This window comes from Brevundimonas sp., from assembly GCF_035627475.1.
GTDB lineage: Bacteria > Pseudomonadota > Alphaproteobacteria > Caulobacterales > Caulobacteraceae > Brevundimonas.
This window is the reverse complement of record NZ_DASPLR010000023.1, coordinates 18,778-35,982: the sequence shown is the minus strand read 5'-3', so window position 1 is coordinate 35,982 and position 17,205 is coordinate 18,778. Positions and strand designations below refer to the sequence as shown.

At 67.6% G+C, this 17,205-nt stretch carries 14 protein-coding genes; 7 read left to right on the top strand and 7 right to left on the bottom strand.

Annotation, left to right across the window (positions count from 1 at the left end; genetic code table 11):
• Positions 1-44 precede the first annotated feature (44 nt).
• Positions 45-845, bottom strand: a complete 801-nt coding sequence (locus VEA62_RS06065) for a thioesterase family protein (protein WP_324819649.1) — start codon at positions 843-845, stop codon at positions 45-47.
• 99 nt (positions 846-944) lie between these two features.
• Between VEA62_RS06065 and VEA62_RS06060 the strand changes: the two genes are divergently transcribed.
• Entirely contained in the window at positions 945-1,931 is a 987-nt protein-coding gene (locus VEA62_RS06060; RefSeq protein ID WP_324819647.1) for a GlxA family transcriptional regulator, read from the top strand.
• 206 nt (positions 1,932-2,137) lie between these two features.
• A complete protein-coding gene (locus VEA62_RS06055) occupies positions 2,138-2,839 on the top strand; it encodes a hypothetical protein (RefSeq protein WP_324819645.1) in 702 nt (233 codons plus the stop codon).
• A gap of 76 nt (positions 2,840-2,915) precedes the next feature.
• On the opposite strand, the gene VEA62_RS06050 is transcribed toward VEA62_RS06055, so the two are convergent.
• Positions 2,916-4,313: a serine hydrolase domain-containing protein gene (locus VEA62_RS06050; RefSeq protein WP_324819643.1), complete on the bottom strand. Its 1,398-nt coding sequence runs from the start codon at positions 4,311-4,313 to the stop codon at positions 2,916-2,918.
• A gap of 209 nt (positions 4,314-4,522) precedes the next feature.
• Between VEA62_RS06050 and VEA62_RS06045 the strand changes: the two genes are divergently transcribed.
• Together VEA62_RS06045 and VEA62_RS06040 are read left to right on the top strand one after the other, a co-directional pair.
• On the top strand, positions 4,523-5,350 hold the full coding sequence (locus tag VEA62_RS06045; RefSeq protein WP_324819641.1) for a dienelactone hydrolase family protein: 828 nt from the start codon (positions 4,523-4,525) through the stop codon (positions 5,348-5,350).
• A gap of 64 nt (positions 5,351-5,414) precedes the next feature.
• Positions 5,415-5,981, top strand: a complete 567-nt coding sequence (locus tag VEA62_RS06040) for a DJ-1/PfpI family protein (RefSeq protein WP_324819639.1) — start codon at positions 5,415-5,417, stop codon at positions 5,979-5,981.
• 155 nt (positions 5,982-6,136) lie between these two features.
• On the opposite strand, the gene VEA62_RS06035 is transcribed toward VEA62_RS06040, so the two are convergent.
• The 4 genes from VEA62_RS06035 to VEA62_RS06020 form a co-directional block, all read right to left on the bottom strand.
• Positions 6,137-9,457, bottom strand: coding sequence for a TonB-dependent receptor domain-containing protein (locus VEA62_RS06035; RefSeq protein WP_324819637.1), 3,321 nt, complete (start codon positions 9,455-9,457; stop codon positions 6,137-6,139).
• Between the two features lie 235 nt (positions 9,458-9,692).
• Positions 9,693-10,073: a MarR family transcriptional regulator gene (locus VEA62_RS06030; RefSeq protein ID WP_324819635.1), complete on the bottom strand. Its 381-nt coding sequence runs from the start codon at positions 10,071-10,073 to the stop codon at positions 9,693-9,695.
• Positions 10,074-10,079: 6 nt separating this feature from the next.
• The gene (locus VEA62_RS06025) at positions 10,080-10,307 is read right to left on the bottom strand and encodes a hypothetical protein (protein ID WP_324819634.1); all 228 of its coding nucleotides are present in this window, start codon (positions 10,305-10,307) and stop codon (positions 10,080-10,082) included.
• Positions 10,308-10,394: 87 nt separating this feature from the next.
• The gene (locus VEA62_RS06020) at positions 10,395-11,123 is read right to left on the bottom strand and encodes a LuxR family transcriptional regulator (RefSeq protein WP_324819632.1); all 729 of its coding nucleotides are present in this window, start codon (positions 11,121-11,123) and stop codon (positions 10,395-10,397) included.
• A gap of 167 nt (positions 11,124-11,290) precedes the next feature.
• On the opposite strand from VEA62_RS06020, the gene VEA62_RS06015 reads away from it, so the two are divergent.
• Positions 11,291-12,124, top strand: coding sequence for a winged helix-turn-helix domain-containing protein (locus VEA62_RS06015; protein ID WP_324819630.1), 834 nt, complete (start codon positions 11,291-11,293; stop codon positions 12,122-12,124).
• 28 nt (positions 12,125-12,152) lie between these two features.
• On the opposite strand, the gene VEA62_RS06010 is transcribed toward VEA62_RS06015, so the two are convergent.
• On the bottom strand, positions 12,153-13,073 hold the full coding sequence (locus tag VEA62_RS06010) for an SDR family NAD(P)-dependent oxidoreductase (protein ID WP_324819628.1): 921 nt from the start codon (positions 13,071-13,073) through the stop codon (positions 12,153-12,155).
• Between the two features lie 175 nt (positions 13,074-13,248).
• On the opposite strand from VEA62_RS06010, the gene VEA62_RS06005 reads away from it, so the two are divergent.
• Positions 13,249-15,423, top strand: a complete 2,175-nt coding sequence (locus VEA62_RS06005) for a TonB-dependent receptor (RefSeq protein WP_324819626.1) — start codon at positions 13,249-13,251, stop codon at positions 15,421-15,423.
• Positions 15,424-15,586: 163 nt separating this feature from the next.
• Complete coding sequence (locus VEA62_RS06000; protein ID WP_324819624.1) at positions 15,587-17,155, top strand: AMP-binding protein; 1,569 nt, start codon at positions 15,587-15,589, stop codon at positions 17,153-17,155.
• The last annotated feature ends 50 nt before the right edge of the window (positions 17,156-17,205 follow it).

Genomic DNA, 17,205 nt, shown 5'->3' with positions numbered 1-17,205 from the left:
CACGGGGCGCCGGCCGGAGCAGTCCGCACCGAGACGGGATGGTGTTACACGCCCAGGGACGGCGGGGCCTGCGTTTGGCCGGATCGCGCATTGATCATGACAGTCTGGGTCGCGTGGGCGAACGGTCCGATGCAGTCGCCCAGCACCGTCACGCACACGGTGCGTCCGCCAGCATGAGGCAACCAGTGCGATTGCAGCAGGATCCATCCTGCCTCGGGCGGCCGAAGAAAGCCTATCGACAGATCGAGCGACGGATAGGTCCAGTCGCGGAAGGACAGGTCGGCCGCGATGCCGCTCGCGAAATCCGCCGACGCAACCGCTCTGGCGACGGCGTTCGGCAGCTGTTGGTCAATCAACGGGCTCTCCATCCGGAACCAGACCTGGGCCGGCCCCAAATGCCCAAAGCCTCCGATGCAAGGCACGATGCTGAACTGTTCGGAGAACCCGCCAGGCATCGCCCGGTGCCGGCCGTCGGAGGGCGGTTGGCGGTCGATCCCGCCTGGCGTCTCGCGGCCCTCGAGTTGGCGAACCATGAGGGCGCTGGCGCGAACCAGAGTCTGGTCGTTCGTGATCAGCTCGAGCTCGATTGCGCGAGTTTGCCTGCCATTTCGGACGACCTTTGTGCGGACCTCCAGCTCGGGGCCGATCGGCGTGGGTCTAAGGAAGTCGGCGGTGAAGCGCGCCGTCGACATCGGAGTGTCCGCCCCGTGCGCCTCGGCGATGTGGGCCAGCAATCCAGCGGGCGCTCCTCCATGGCAGTGAGTGGCCGTCCAGGGCCCTCCCGCGGCGGGCGTTGCGATGAACCGGTTCGGTTGATCGCAAGCGACGAAGGCCGGTCCGTTCATGCACGCGAGGCTTCTGGGCAGTTTGGAAAGAGCCATCCTGGATGCGGCGGTTGCGTCACCGCCAGTGGCGGATTGGACACCAAGCGAGGACGATGAGACATGCCGTCGACCACCATCTTCACCTTGAGCGCGCCGCTGGCCTCAAGCGTAGCCATCACCATTGACGTTCTGGCGATGGCCAATCGGGTGTCCCACTCCCTCGGGCGCCCCTCCCCGTTTCACGTCAAGATCCAGGGTGAAGGAGCGGCCCTGTTCCGCCCGTTCCTGGCCTTTCCTGAAGCCACCCATGACGAGCCGGACCTCTTCATCCTGCCGGCCCAGGGCCTGTCCAAGGCCGAGAACTACTCCGATCGACTGGCTGAGCCGGACGCCATTGAAGGGCGACAAGCGATCCAGGCCGCGTTTCACGCCGGTGCGCATATCGCCAGTTCCTGCACCGGGACCCTGCTGCTCGCGAGTTCGGGTCTTCTTGACGGCCGGAGGGCGACGACCGCCTGGTGGCTTGCGCCCACCTTCAAGGAATTGTTCCCCAAGGTCTCGCTCGACACCACCGAACTCGTCGTGACCGATGGCCGGCTGACGACCGCCGGCGCCGCCATGGCCCAGATGGACCTGATGGTGGGGCTCGTGGCCCGCTATGCCGGCGCTGAGATCGCTGAAGGCTGTGCGCGCCGGATGGTTCTGGACGAGCGCCGCTCCCAGGTTCCCTACATGGCCTTGAGCCTGTTGGCCGCCTCAAACGAAGAGGTGGCGCGCGCCGCTGCCTGGGCCAGGTCTCGATTGGCGGACCGGATCGGGGTGAACGATCTGGCGGCAAGCGTGAGGCAGTCGCCGCGCACGTTCGCCCGTCGCGTGACGGCGGCGACCGGCCTTTCCCCCATTCAGTTCCTGCAACAGCTTCGCATGGAGCGTGCGATCGAGCTGATCGAGACCACGATGCTGCCGTTCGAACAGATTGCCTTCCGCGTCGGCTATTCGGATCCTTCGACCCTGCGTGCACTCATCCGCCGGTGTTCGGGGATGGGGCCAAGGGATCTGCGCACCCGCGCGCGAGGCGCGCTCAATGGTGCTGGCGCCCCGGCTTAGCCTTCTCCCGGACCTGACCAGGTGGCGCGGCGGGCAGCAGGCGTTCAGCTAGCCGATCACCGGCGTCGGGCCGCCCTGCAGGCCTCGACTGCGGGAGGGCCGACAGGAAAGACAGTCCGGAAAACTGGCGTTCTACTCGTGCATATTGGCGAAGCCGCCCCTGTTCCGCGCACCGCCCGCACAGCCAACTACGTCCGGCTCCAGGGATGGACCGTCTGGACCTAGATATGCATCTCCAACTTGAGCAGCCCAGCGGCGGGCATCCCGCAAGACTGGCTCGTCTTTACGTCGGGCTGGCCCTCTTCGGCGTCTCGACGGCGCTCATGGTGCGTTCCGGGCTCGGCCTCATGGCGTGGTCCGTACTTCATGAAGGTTTGTCTCGCCAAACGGGTCTGAGCATTGGACTCGTGACCAACCTGCTGGGGGCAATGGTGCTGCTGGTTTGGATCCCGCTCAGGCAACGGCCCGGTCTGGGGACGATCAGCAATGTGCTGGTTATCGGCACCGCGACGGACCTTACCCTTATGCTTCTTCCAGAGATCGGAGCCCTGCCGGCTCGCGCCGCATTTCTCCTCATCGGCATCGCGCTGAACGGGTTCGCGACGGCCGCCTACATCTCCGCTGGCTACGGGCCCGGACCGAGGGACGGGCTCACTACGGGATTGGTGAGGGTCACGGGGCTCTCGATCCAGCGCGCGAGGCTGGGGGTCGAACTGGTCGTGTTGGCAGGCGGTTGGATGCTGGGGGGAACCGTCGGCGTCGGAACTGTCCTTCACGCCCTCGCGATCGGTCCCCTGATGCAGGCAGGCCTGGCGATGTTCGCGCGCAAGGACCGCAGGAACGCGGGCGGGCGCACCCCCGACTGCGCGGCAGGGTCAGGTGGCGATTGTCCAGAGAGCCCTCGCTAGCGGACTCCGCCGGCCTGCAGCCCGCTGTAGTTGAGACCGTCGATGCGCTTGCCGGCGCTCCTTTCGTACTCAGGCCCTAAAGGCTGCGAACACGGTAGATCCGACCATCAGGGGCATAGGCGACGCTATAGTGCCGGCTGACGCCGCCACGGCTCAGGCGGTATCGGCGAACCTGGCCGTTCGGTTCGTCATGCCGCTCGACCAGGGTCCAGCTCAATCCCGCCAGATCTGCTCCGAAATTGGGAGGCATGGCGGATGGAGCCCGCCCGCCGACAAGACGGGAGATCTCCGGTGCATAATCGTCTTCCGACAAGGGCGTGTCGCCTCGGCCGAACAGGGCGAAAGTCCGGGCCGTCAGATCGGGAGCGTCATCCGGGATCGGCGACAGCGCCAACGGCGTGGAGCCAGGTGCGACCGCCTCGGCCAGGGTCAGACAGGCTTCCCGCATGAAGCGACCAGCGGGCCCGCTCTCCAGGTTCACCATCACGGTGACGGCGGTTCCGGTGTCCGGCGACCGATAGGCAAAGGTCAGGAATCCCGGGACGCTTCCGGAGTGATACTGGACCGCCTTGCCCGCCACCACATCAGTGAACCAGCCGGCCCCATAGGCCACGCTTCGGCCGGTCTGGATGATCATGGGGCTGGTGAGGGTTGCGACCGTCGAGCGGCTCGGCGTGGGTCCGGTTTGCAGCGCAAGTTCCCATCGCGCCGTATCCTGTGCGGACATCAGGATCCCACCGTCCGGCCAGCCCGAATAGTCTGAGTCCATGCGCACGGCGTGTCGCACCGAGCCATCGGACATCAGGTACGGCTCGGCACGGCCCGGAATGACCGCGCCTGCGTCATCCACCCTGGCGGACGGCAAGTCTGCGGGCCGGAACAGACGCTCTGCCGCCAGGGCCTTGTAGGTGCGCCCCGTGACGTCGGCCAGCAGATAGCCGAGAAGCACATAACCGGTGTTCGAGTAGGCCCAGGCTTCGCCGGGTGCGAAGTCCATCGGCAGAGCGGCGGCAGCCGACAGGAAGGCCTGGCGCCCGATGGGGCGGTCGGCTTCAAAGCCCGGCAGACCCTCGTAATCAGGCACGCCGCCGGTGTGGCTGAGCAGGTTCCTGATTGGGACAGTGGCGAAGGACGCCGGCAGATCGCGGGCATGGCGACCGACCGGATCATCGAGACTGATCGCACCTGCCTCCACAAGCTCGAGCACCAGGGCCGCAGTGAGTTGTTTGGAGACGGATCCCAAGTGGAACAGGGTCGTCGATTGGGCCGGAACCTGGAAGGGCAAGGAGGCGACGCCCAGTCCCCTCGCCGCCAGGATCTCGCCTCCATGCACGACGGAGATGCCGGCGCCCGGGACATCGGCGCTGATCATCGCCCGGCGGACCTGCTCCATGGCGATTTCGAGCGCCGGAGGCACGGCGACCTGTGCTCTCGCCCGACCGGCCAGGAGGGTTGCCCCGCCCAGCCCCAGCACCCCGCGCCGATGCCATTCCCCCATGGCGCCCCCCCAAGTCGCGACGGCCTCGCAGCCACGCGCTCGACGTGGCCATGGCGGCGGTTGTGGCGCAAGCCCGCAGTCGCCTCGGCGGGGGCCGTTGGCGAGTTCGCCCCGATCAATGTCTGGTTCGCCGCTGGGCCGTCGACCCATGCCGCCCCATTTTCCTCTCCCCGACTGGAGAGACCATGCCGACGAACCTGCTCCAACCTGACGAACTTGCCGACTTCGAGCGTCGGTCGACGACCATCCTGGGCGAGACCAAGCTGGTCTATCGCGCCGGAACGGGGCCAGCCGTCATAATCCTCGCGGAGATGCCCGGGATCAGCCCTCATGTCGCGAGGTTCGCCCGGTGGGTTCGTGACGCTGGCTTTGCGGTCTACATGCCCTCGCTGTTCGGGACGGACGGTGCTGTGCCGACCGCTGGTGAAGGAGCGGCCGTGTTTCGTCGCGCCTGCGTCAGCGCCGAGTTCCGGGCCCTGGCGGCGGGCGCGTCCAGCCCGGTCACGCTCTGGCTCCGGGGCCTCGCCCGAATTGCCCATGGCGAGTGCGGCGGGCCCGGGGTCGGCGCCGTGGGCATGTGTTTCACCGGAAATTTCGCACTCACGATGATGCTGGAGCCGTCGATGCTGGCTCCTGTCGTCTGCCAGCCTTCGCTCCCGCTCAATGATCCGGCCGGCCTCGAGATTTCCGATCAGGAACTGGGCGAGATCGCCGAGCGGCTGGAACGGGAAAACCTGAGTGTTCTGGCCTACCGGTTCTCCGGGGACGTCTTCTGCCGGGCCGAGCGGTTCGCGGCCTACTCCAGGGCGCTCGGACCGCACTTCGACGGACGGGTGCTTCCTGATCCCGAACCCGCCAGCCAGCCTCGACCGCCCTTCTTCCGGGAGCACGTACCCGCGCCGCACAGCGTGGTGACGGTCGACCTTGTCGATCGGGAGGGGGAGCCGACGCTGCGAGCCCGGGACGAGATCATCGCCTTCTTTCACCAACGGCTCGGCAGCGTTCGATCCTGACGGATCGCCCGCGGCCCTGAACCTGCTCCTCGCCCCGACGCACCCCAGGCAAAGGACTCAAGCCTTGCTCATCGCCGTGATCGCCTACGACGGTTTCACCGATGTCGACCTCTTCCTTCCCTTCGACTTTTTCCATCGCGTGAAGGTGCCCTACGGGGCAGGGTATGGCGGAGCCTGGACGGTCCGCATCCTGTCGGATCAGCCACGACTGACCTCCTATTCCGGCGTCAGCATCGAGGCGCACGGCGCGCTTGCCGAAGCGGCGGCGGCGGACGCGGTGTTTGTCGTCAGTGGGGACGGCAGCCGGGCAAAACTCGCGGATCCGGAGTTCATGGCCGCCCTGCGGCTCGACGCCTCTCGCCAGGTGATCGGCGGGATCGACTCGGGCGCGCTCATTCTGGCGGGCCTGGGTTTGCTGGACGGGCTTTCAGCGACAACCTATCCGCCGGTGATGCCCGAACTCGAAGCGATGGGCGTTCGCACGGAAATGCGGGCATTGGTGGTGCACGGTAATGTGGCGACGGCCGGCGGTTGCCTCGCATCGCTGGATCTGTGCGCCTGGATGGTGACGCGTCTGCTGGACCCCGCTGCAGCGGCCCGCGTGCGATCATCATTCGACCCGAACAGCTGAGGCGTGAGCCAACCAGCAACGGCTGCAGCCCGTGACCGGACCAGCAAGGCCGCCGGGCGGAGCGCTGCGCCCTGTTGCGCCCGGCCTTCCGGCCCCGCGCATACAAAAAGGGGCGGCCCCGGCGGGCCGCCCCTTCCTGCTCGATGCGCCCGTACTCAGAACGGACGATAGTTCAGGCCGACGAAGAAGCGACGGCCGTAGGGATCGAAGTTCGAGTAGAGCGACGTTCCCAGGTAGGTGGCCTGCTCCGCGTCGAAGGCGTTGACCACGCCGGCGCGCAGGGACAGGTCGTCGCGGACATTCCAGCGCACGGTGAAGTCGTGGCGGGTGAAGTCGCCCGTATTGTACTCCGCGTACGGACGCTGATCGTTGTTGACCAGTGCGTCGCGGATGCGGACGCTGTCCTGGGCAGTCTGCCAGTCGGCGGTCCAGTTCACGCTCCAGACGTCGTTCGGCTCCCACGTCAGCGAGGACGTGAACCGCACGCGCGGATAGTAGAGGCTGCTCGACAGTTCCGTGAAGTCCGACGGATCATCGGCGTTCAGGAACTGCTTCTGCTCGATCAGCCACAGGCCGCCCAGCGAGTAGTCTAGCGAGCCCCAGTTGTGTCCCGTGACCTCCTCCAGGTCGAGGCTGTACCGGGCAGTGAAGTCAAGACCGCGGGTCTCCAGCTTGGCATAGTTGACCGAGCCTTCGATGAAGCCGCCGATCGGATCGCCCACCGGGGCGCCAATGCCGAACGGAATGTCCGGATTGTTGCGGAAGATGGTCGCGCAGGCCGCCGCGTTGAGAGTGGCGCCGCTGACGCAGTTGTTCGCCGCGGTCTGGGCCGACACCGCCGCGATGACGTTGTCGATCTGGATTTCGTAGTAGTCCAGCACCAGCGAGAAGTTCGGGAAGAACCGCGGCTCGATGACCGTCGAGAAGGTGAAGCTGTCCGACTCCTCGGGGTCGAGGAACGGATTGCCGCCCAGCACGCCCGCGACACCGGAGGTGTACACCGGGTTATAGTCATCCGCGTTGGTGGCCGTCGCTCCGGCGAAGTCGAACGACAGGCCCTGGCCGGCGGCCAGCGCCGAGCAGTTGGCGACGCGGTTCTCGCGGGTTTCCTGATCCTGGGCGGCGATCACCAGCGTGGCGCACGGATCGACGATGTCGTTCAGGAAGGTCTGGCTGAAGGGCGAGAAATTCTCGCCGAGGTCCGGCACCCGCACCGAGGAGTTGAAGCTGGTCTTGAAGGCGATGTCCTGGATCGGACGGTAGACCAGGTTCACGCCGTAGACGTCAATGTTCCCGACGGTCGAGTAGTCGGCGTACCGGTAGGAGCCGCTCAGCTCGGCGTACTCGCCCAGCCAGCTGTCACGGAACAGCGGCACCGACAGCTCGGCAAACACCTCCTCGCTGGTGTATTCGACCTGCGGGAAGTCCGGACCGGAGTTCAGGAACAGCAGCGGCCGGCCGGCGGTGTCGCGGTCGCGACCCGTGGCCTCGGTCGCTTCCCGGCGGTATTCGGCGCCGAGGGCCAGGCCGATCGGGCCGGCTCCCCAGAAGTCCCACAGCTCCCCGGAGACGGAGGCGATGGCCTGCTCCTGCTCATTGCGCTCGGTGACGCCGACGACGGCGTCGATGTAGGCCAGGGCCTCGGCGCTCTGGTTGCCCTTGCCGAAGACGTTGAGCGGGGTGCACTCGTCGATCGAGCTCTGTCCGTAGGCGGAATCGCGCAGGTTGCCGCCGACGTAGGTGTCGAAGGCGCTGTCGGGCGCGCCCTGCGCCTGCAGCAGTTGCACCCGGCACACGATCTCGCCCGGAGCGCCGTTGACCACGCCGGCGGTGTCGACCACCGCGTCGGCCGCCAAGGCGAAGCGGAGGCTGTCGGTGCCGCGCTCGCGGTTCTCGACCTCGACCTGGCCATAGGTATAGCCGAGATCCCAATCGATGTTGCGGACGAAACCGACGCTGTCGAGCGAACCGCGCAGACCCGCGACGTAGCGCATCAATTCGCGCGTGTTCTCCTGCGTCCGGTCCGGGCCGAACATGCTGTGACGCGCGTTCTGCAGCAGGATCGGAGCCAGCGGAGCGCCGGCCGCGTCATCCGTCGGACGCGCGTAGGGGGTCACCATATTGGTGCGGATCGCCTCCTTCACATTGTCCGGCAGGAAGGCGTTGTCGCTCCAGCGCAGGTCGAAGTTGGCGACGTTGTAGATCGGGTTCGCCGAGCCGGCGCCGTACGAGTTCACCAGGTCGATGTCGTAGAAGGTCGGCTGCGACAGATCGAAGGTGTCTTCGGTGACGTATTTGGCTTCGGCGTAGAATTCGATGTCCGGGGTGACTTCGAAGGTCAGGCCGGTCTGGAAGCGGGCCGATTCCGAGCGGGGCACGCGCGAGCCGGTGCTGAACTCGGCCGGGTTCTCGCCGTCGCCGCCGATGTTGTACGGGCGGTTGATGCCGGTTTCGCCGACCCGCTGGCCGAAGTCGGCGAGGCGCGCCGTCGGACCCTCATACCAGTAGGTCAGGCCCGGCTGAACGCCGAAGCAGTTCGCGCTGTAGGAGAAGCCGGCGGCCGAGCCCGTGCCCGAGAAGCAGTCGACGTAGGCGACGTCGGGATCGCTCAACGGGCTGGGGCGCGAGACGTTGGCGAGCGTGGTCTGGCCCCAGCGCGGCAGGTCGATGCGGCGCACGCCTGTGTAGGTGCGGGCGTCGATGACTCCATCGCTCTGCGCGGTGGTCGGATCGGCGTCGACGCCGATGCGGACCGGGGCGTCGCGCAGCCAGTCGATGTCGAGGGAGGTGACTTCGTCGACTTCCTCGTACTCGCCGTGGGCGTAGACGTTTAGGCGACCGTCGAGGAAATTCTTCCCGACGAGGGCGGAGACGCGGCGGTTGGCCTCGCCGTTCTGGTTGATCATGCCGTAGTTGGCGTCGATCTCGAGGCCTTCGAAGTCCTTGCGCAGGACGAAGTTGATCACGCCCGACACGGCGTCGGCGCCGTACACGGAAGAGGCGCCGCCGGTGACGATCTCGATGTTCTGGATCAGCAGGCGGGGGATGGTGTCGATATCGACAGACAGCGAGCCGCCGTTCGAGCCGACGTGACGGCGGCCGTCGACGAGGGTCAGGGTGCGGTTCGAGCCCAGCGACCGCAGGTTCGGCAGCGACAGGCCGCCGTCGCCCAGGCCCGAACCCGTGGTGTCGGACGGAACGACCGAGTTGGACAGGGCCGGGATGGTGGCCAGGTAGTCGATGACGGTGGTCTGGCCGGTCGACAGGAGGGCTTCGCGATCCACCTGGATCAGCGGCGTCGGCGAGTTGGTCGGGTCGCGGCGGATGCGCGAGCCGGTGACGACGACTTCGCCAAGCGCCACCGCTTCCTGCTCGTCTGCAGGCGCTTCCTGGGCGAGCGCCGGGGAGGTCAGCGCCGCCACGCTGGCGAGGACGCTAGTTGCGAGCAGGCCCGCACGGATACTTCTTCTGGTCATAAAACTCTCCAAACACACACGCTCTCGGCGCCGCCCTGAAGGGCTGAGGCCCGCCGTGCGTCGCCGCGCCTCCTCATGGAGGTATGTTCACGCGGGGCGGACCATAGAACCCGCAACCCGCTGATTAGTAGTGGCTAGACACAGTTCTGTCTTACAAACGACGAAACGTGTTCCTGCGGACACATTTTACTCACTTGCAGAAATGCAAATGAGCCACAATACTGCCACATCAGAGTTAAGCGATCGTCGTCGCCTGAACGATGGTCGCGTCCAGGCGGGCGCGGAGCGCCCGTCCAGCCGGCGTGAGATACAGGGCGTGCACCTTGCCCTGCCGCCTCAGTTCGGCGAGCCCCATGGCCGGCGCTAGCGCCCCCGGCTCGCCCGGCTCCGACAGCGAGCGGGCCGCCCGCGACGCCGTGGCCAGGGTCATGCCTGCCGCGGCGGCGAGTTCGCTTATGCAGAGGCCCTCGTTCTCGCAGAGGTACAGGAAGGCCACGACGGTCGAGAGGCGGGCATTGCCCTCGCCCGCGCGGAAGAGTTCGAGCGCCTCCAGCACGGCATTGCGCCGACGCGCCGGCGGCTGCCCCGCCGGGGCCGGGGTCAGATCATAGGCCATGCGCGACTACTCCGGGTAGGCGTGAAGCCGGCCGGTGATGCTGGCGTTGACCGGGCGGGCCGACCGCCGGGCGCCGCGCCGTTCACGCCCCGTCACGATCCGCAGCTGCGAATGGGGGAAGGTCTCCCGGAGCGCGACGAGCTTGTCCTCCAGCGCACGCTGGTGCCCCGCGGCTTCGACGTAGTCGGTCGCCTCGAGTTCGATGGTGAACGTCGCCTTCAAGCGCATCTGCAACGACTTCCCATTCCCCCGTTCGGGGATCAGCGCGGACGTTTGCCGCGGAAGGCCGCCACCCCGCCATACCGGCTTTCCGGTATGGCCTCAGAGGCGCAGCAGACCTAGCTGCAGGGCGCGGACCGTGGAGTGGGTGTTGTTGCTCGTTCCCAGCTTCCTGCGGATGTTTTTCAGGTGCTCTCCCACCGTATGCTCGGAAATGCCCAGGATCGTGGCGACGTCCCGCGTGGTCTTGCCGCCCGCGACCCACGCCAGCACGTCGCTTTCGCGGATCGTCAGCGCTCGTACGCCCGTGGGCGTGGCGGGAAGGGCTTCGAGGGCCTGGGACACATGGTAGGCCAGCAGCCGCACCGCGTGCTTCAGACCAGGAACGCGCTCCAGCCTTGCGCCGCCAAGCCAGAGGCTGCCGACGCCGAGGGCGGAGGGCAGCGGCACGCACAGGCCCTCGCGCATGTCGAACTCGGCGGCGTCGCGGGGAATGGCCGCCGCACGGGGGTCGTCCATGTAGCCCCCCGGAACCTCATCCCACGCGAATACGTCGCGCGCAGTCAGCGAGTGCTGGACCAAGGGGTCGTGCCGGAAGAGGCCGGCCTCATGATAATGCTCCGACCATCCCTCTGGCCAGGCGTCGAGAAGGACGTCCGGCTCCGCGCCGGAAAGACGCGGCAGGCGGGTCATGCCGAAGGCCGAAAAGCCGAACTGCTGCAGGAAGCCGGTCACGCGGGCGATCAAGCATCGCTGCGAGTCGGCCGAGTTCAGCGACTCCACGGTGAGCAGCGTCTGCTGCAGCAGAGAGCCGGCAGTCCCCGATATCAACACTGTACCTCTTACGCTTCACCTGGCGGCATTACACGCCGCGCGATCCCCGGGGGTCGCGGCAGATTTTGTCCTTTCGGCGGCGCCTCGGGATCACAATTTGCTCACGACCAGGCCTTCCCTGCGAGATCGTCCCCTCTACGCCCCGAAGCCAACCGGGTTCCGTCATGACGATGCTTGCCGACCGGGAGGCCGTGGGCCGTGTTCCTGCGCCGGCCGCGGCTCCCCTCCCCCGGGAATGCAACCCGGCGGCGGTGATGCTGGTCAGCCGCGCGCCAGCGGCGAGAATGCGGCTTTCGCGGCTGTTCGAAGAGGCCGGGCTTGCGGTCCTCGAGGCCTCCGACCTGCGGATCGCCCGCGAAATGATGAGGACGGCGCGACTCGACCTGATCGTGCTCGAATGCCCCTCGCTGATCGGCGACGAACTGGCCTTCTGTCAGACGGTGGCCGCCGGAGCGCGGGTCCCGCTCCTGCTGCTCGCCGCCGCCGCGGATGTGGTGGACGAGATTCTGGCCCTTGAGCTCGGGGCCGACGACCTGCTCGCCGGCGAGGCGCCCAATCGCCTCGTGCTGGCCCGGGCGCGCGCCCTGCTTCGACGTACCCGGCGACACGAGGCCGCGGCAGCGGTTCGCCCGCAGCCGCCGACAGGCTGGCGGCTGGACCCGATGACGCGCGCCGCCATCGGTCCGAGCGGGCGAAGCGTTCTGCTCTCACCCGGCCATGCCTCGGCCTTCGACCTCTTTCTGAACAACCCGGGAACGGTGTTCACCTGCGAGGCGGGCGCCAAGGCGCTCAGGGGCGAACGCCTGGGCGCGGCGGCCTTCCGGACCATCGTCAGCCGCCTCAGACAGAAGCTCGACTCTCTGCCCGACGGCAATCCGATCCAGACCGTGAGGGGCGTCGGATATTCGTACTCGCCTTCGACACCGATCGGCGGCTCGGCCGACTTCCGAGCGGCCGGCCGCCGGCGCGCCCGGGACGCCGGACTGCGGAAGCGGTGACGAGGGAGCGCGCGCACCGCCCCCAGGGCTATTGCGCGAACGCTCCCGAACCCTGCGGAGCCGCCACCTGGACGATCGGTCTGTCCGGATGGTCCACCTCATGATGATATTGCGCCGCGCCCGAGGCCGGCACACGCTCGCCGGTGCGGTCGCCGACCCGGTCCCACACGGCCTGCAGGCGCTCGGCGGCGTCGGGCGCGGCCCCGATGTAGACGCCCCTCGTCATTGTCACATGGGCCTGCTCGAACGCTCCCGCCCCGGCCAGAAGGATGGTCCGGGTCGGTGCGTCTTCCGCGCAGAGGGCGACGACGCCGGGGCTTACCAGGTCTGACCCCAGACCACGCAGGGCCTCTTCGGAATAAAGACCTTCGGTCATCTGCGTCGCCGCGCTCGGAGCGAGGCAGTTGACGCGGATGCCGGACTTCTCGCCCTCCAGCGCAAGGGTCTGCATCAGGCCGACCAGCGCCATCTTGGCCGCCGAATAGTTCGACTGGCCGAAATTGCCGTAGAGACCCGAGGACGAGGTCGTGAAAATGACCCGGCCATAGCCCTGCTCGCGCATGTGGGGCCAGGCTGCCCTGGTGACATTGACCGAGCCCATCAGGTGCACGTCGATGACCGTGGCGAAGTCGTCCAGATCCATCTTGGCGAAGGTGCGGTCCCTGAGGATGCCGGCGTTGTTGACCAGGATGTCGATCGATCCCCAGCGCGCCACGGCCTCATCGACCATCGCCTGGACCGCGGCGCGGTCGGTGACGCTGCAGGCGCAGGCGACCGCCTCGCCGCCGGCGGCGCGGATCCCGGCGGCCACCGCGTCCGCGTCGGCGGCCGACATGTCGTTGACGACGACCCGCGCGCCATAGCGGGCGAGGGCCAGGGCGTGGCTGCGGCCCAGGCCGCCCCCCGCGCCGGTGACGATCGCCACGCGGCCGCTCAGGTCGATGCTCATTGCTCACTCCATCACTTCGCCACCCCCGGGGAGGCGGCGTGAGCGTGGACCGACATTGGCCATGAGGTCAATATTCACCCGTCGGCTAGTGAAGATTGACAGACCCCGGGTTCGGTGAGACCGTCCGCTCATGGCGCCGTCAGAGCGTCGAGGGAACATCGAGGGAGGAACCACCATGGGCCGCAAGCTCTGGATAACGACATCCGCCGCCGTGCTGTTGTGGGCCGGAGCCGCGCAGGCCCAGCAGGTCCCGGCGCCATCCGCCGATCCGTCCGCCGCACAGCAGGAGACCGCGGTCGACGACGTGGTGATCACCGCCGAACGCCGCACCACCAACCTGCAGGAGACCGCTGTCGCCGCGACCGTGCTGAGCGGGGAAGATCTGGAAGATCGCGGCGTCACCTCACTGGAGCAGCTCCAGTTCGTGGCGCCTTCGACGACGGTGCAGAATTTCGGCCAGGGCAATTTCTTCAACGTCCGCGGCATCGGCAAGTCCGAGCCGACCACGGCCATCGGCGTCGGCGTCACGACCTACCGGGACGGGGTGCCGGTGTTCCCGGGCTATTTCCAGACGGAGCCCTATTACGACATCGGCAGCGTCGAACTGCTGCGCGGGCCCCAGGGCACCTTCGCCGGCACCAACGCGACCGGCGGCGCGGTCTTCATCAACGCCCGCAATCCCGACTTCTCCGGGGTCAACGGCTATGTGATGGGCCAGTTCGGCAGCTATGAGAACGTGAAGCTGCAGGGCGCCGTCAATGTGCCGCTCGGCGATACGCTGGCGGCGCGCTTCGCCTTCAACCGTGAGACCCGCGACAGCTTCCACGACATCACCGGCGCCTATTCCGGAAACCCGGGCGACATCGACTCCAGCAGCGTCCGCGCCAGCTTCCTGTGGACCCCGACGCCGGCCCTGAGGGTGCTGCTGAAGGGCGACTACAACCACCTCGACTTCGGCGGCTATCCGGCCGACCCGGCCCTGTCGACCAATGATCCGTTCGAGATCACCGCCAACGGCCCCCACTCGGGCGAGGACGAAACGGCGCGCGTGTCGCTGAACGTCAGCTATGTGCTCGACAACGGGATCACCCTGCGCTCGATCACGGGCTACCAGGACGGGATCAGCGAATTCTCGACCGACCTCGACGGCACCAGCGCCCTGAACAACACCTTCTACGACCGGGTCGAGGAAGAGGTGTGGTCCCAGGAATTCAACATCGTCTCGCCCGACAACCAGCGCCTGACCTGGCTGCTGGGCGCCTTCTGGCAGTACGACGACGTGGTGTTTCCGGTCACGACCTTCCCGCAGGGCGCCTATCACGTCGGCTTCCCCGAGGGCGTGATCGACTACTACATCTTCGGCGAGACGCCGAAGGAGACCCAGGCCGTCTTCGGCCAGATCAGCTATGACGTCTCGGACAGGCTGCAGGTCCAGCTGGGCGCACGCTGGTCCGAAAGCACCTCCACCAACGACAACGTCTACACGACCTATCCGGCGTTCGGCCTCGTCCTGCTTCAGAACGACGAGGTCACCGCCGAGAAGACTACCGGCAAACTGAGCATCAACTACAAGGTGGACGACAACAATTTCGTCTACGGCTTCGTCGCCACGGGCTTCAAGATGGGCGGCCTCAACGCGCCGAACTTCTATGTCCCGGCGAGCTCGTTCGGACCGGAAGACGTGATCGACTACGAGCTGGGCTGGAAGTCGACGATGTTCGACGGCCGGGTCCGCACCCAGCTGGGCGCCTACTACATGACCTATGAGGGCTTCCAGGTCATCGTGGGCGACCCGACCGTGCCGCTGTTCAACTCGATCGTGAACGTGCGGGGCGAGACCGTCCTGAAAGGCATCGAAGGATCCGCCCAGATGCGGTTCGGCCAGTGGTCGGTCGACGTCGGCGCCTCGCTCTCGAGCTCGGAGCTGGGCGAGTTCTACGCCGTCGATCCGCGCCTGCCGCGCATTCCCTGCGACCCCGAGACCGGGCCGGCCGCCGGCAATTGCGTCAACCTGGAAGGCCACAGCCAGAGCTACGCCCCGGAGCTCACGTTCAACGCCGGGCTCCAGCACGAGTTCGTCCTCGGCGGCGGGGCGACGCTGACGCCGCGCATCGACTACTCGCACATCGGCGAGGCGTGGACCTCGATCTTCAACAACGAGACGCTGGGCGACCGTCTGGAGGCGCGCAACATCGTCAACCTGAAGCTGACCTACCAGGTCGATGACTGGACGCTCTCCGCCTATGCGCTGAACGCGACGGACCAGACCTATATCGCCGCCATCAACGCGGGTCTGCGCTACGCCGGCCCGCCGCGGCAGATCGGACTGAACCTGCTGCGGACATTCTGAGGTCCGCCGTGAGGGCGGCGTCCTGCCGGACGCCGCCCTCGCAATCCTCGCCGGCCCCGCCGCCGGCGCCCTGTAACGCGTGGATTTGCCTCATGGCTTTCGCCATCCTCCCTGAGACCAAGGCCCCGGCCGCGTCCGCATGACGGTCCCAAGCTCAAGCCCGATGCAGGACTATGCCCTGACCGTCGATCGCTTCCTCGATCACGGCGCCAAATGGCACGGCGGAGCCCGGGTGATCACGGCCGGCCACGGCGAGCACGCCGCTATCGGCTACGCCGCCCTGCGCGACCGGGCGAACCGCCTGTCCGGCGCCCTGCTCTCCCTCGGTCTCGAAGCGGGCGAGCGCATCGCCACCCTTGCCTGGAACACCCAGCACCACGTCGAGGTCTGGTACGCCGCCATGGGTGCGGGGCTGGTGTGCCACACCCTGAACCCGCGGCTGACCGTCGCCCAGCTCGCCGCCATGATCGACGAGGCGGGCGACCGGGTGCTGGCGGTGGGGGCGGGTCTCGGCATGCTGGCCGAGGCGCTGGTTTCGGCCTGTCCCTGTCTCGAGCGAGTGATCCTGCTCGACGGCGAGCGGCCTCTCGCAACAGGGGGTCGCATCAAGGCCGTCGAGCTGGACGACCTCCTGAGCAGGGAGGGCGCCCCGGTCGTATGGGGCCGTTTCGACGAGCGCTCGCTGGCCGGCCTCTGCTACACCTCCGGCACCACCGGCGCGCCCAAGGGCGTCGCCTACACCCACCGCTCCAACTATCTGCACACCATTCGCCTGCTGCAGGCCGACGCGATGGCGCTGACGGCCGCGGACACCATCCTCGTCGCAGTGCCGATGTTCCACGCCAACGCCTGGGGGTTGCCCTTCGCGGCGCCGGCGGTCGGGGCGAGCCTGGTGCTGCCGGGACGCGTCACGGACGGCCCCAGCCTGATGGGGCTCCTCAACCGCCACGAGGTCACTGTCGCCGTGGGCGTGCCGACGGTCTGGATCGGCCTGCTGGATCATCTCGACGCGGTCGGCGGCGAGACACCCAGCCTGGAGCGGGTGATCATCGGCGGCTCCAGCTGCCCCGAGACGCTGCTGAGCCGGATGGAGAGCCGCCTCGGAGTCGCCGTCCAGACCAGCTGGGGCATGACGGAACTGTCGCCCCTCGGAACCATATCGCCCCGCAGCCACGGCCCCGGCGGGGCCCGCGGGGCGGGGCGGCCGCCGATCGGCGTCGACCTGCTGCTGACCGACTCCGGCGGGTCTCCCCTGCCCGACCAGCGCAACGCCGTCGGGCATCTGAAGGTGCGCGGCCAGAGCGCCGTCGACCACTATTTCGGCACGACAGAGTCCGCGTTGGGCGCCGACGGCTGGTTCGACACCGGCGATCTCGCGATCCTCGACGACGAAGGCAACCTGACCCTGGCCGGCCGCTCGAAGGACCTGATCAAGTCCGGAGGCGAATGGATCAATCCGGTGGAGATCGAGGAGATCGTCGGCGCCCTGCCCGCGGTCGGTCTGGTCGCGGTGATCGGCCGCCCTGATCCCAAATGGGGCGAGCGGCCGCTGATGGTGATCGAGCCGGCCCAAGGCGGCGACATCGACGACGGGGCCCTGAGGGCGAGCCTGAAGGGGCGGGTGGCGGACTGGTGGATTCCGGACCGCATCGTGCGGGTGGAGGCGATGCCGCTCGCGGCCACCGGCAAGATCAACAAGACGCAGCTTCGCGCCACCTACGGAGGCGCCTAGGATGACCGGTGTTTCCGTCATCGAGTCGGCGCGCCGCCTTGAGCATGCGC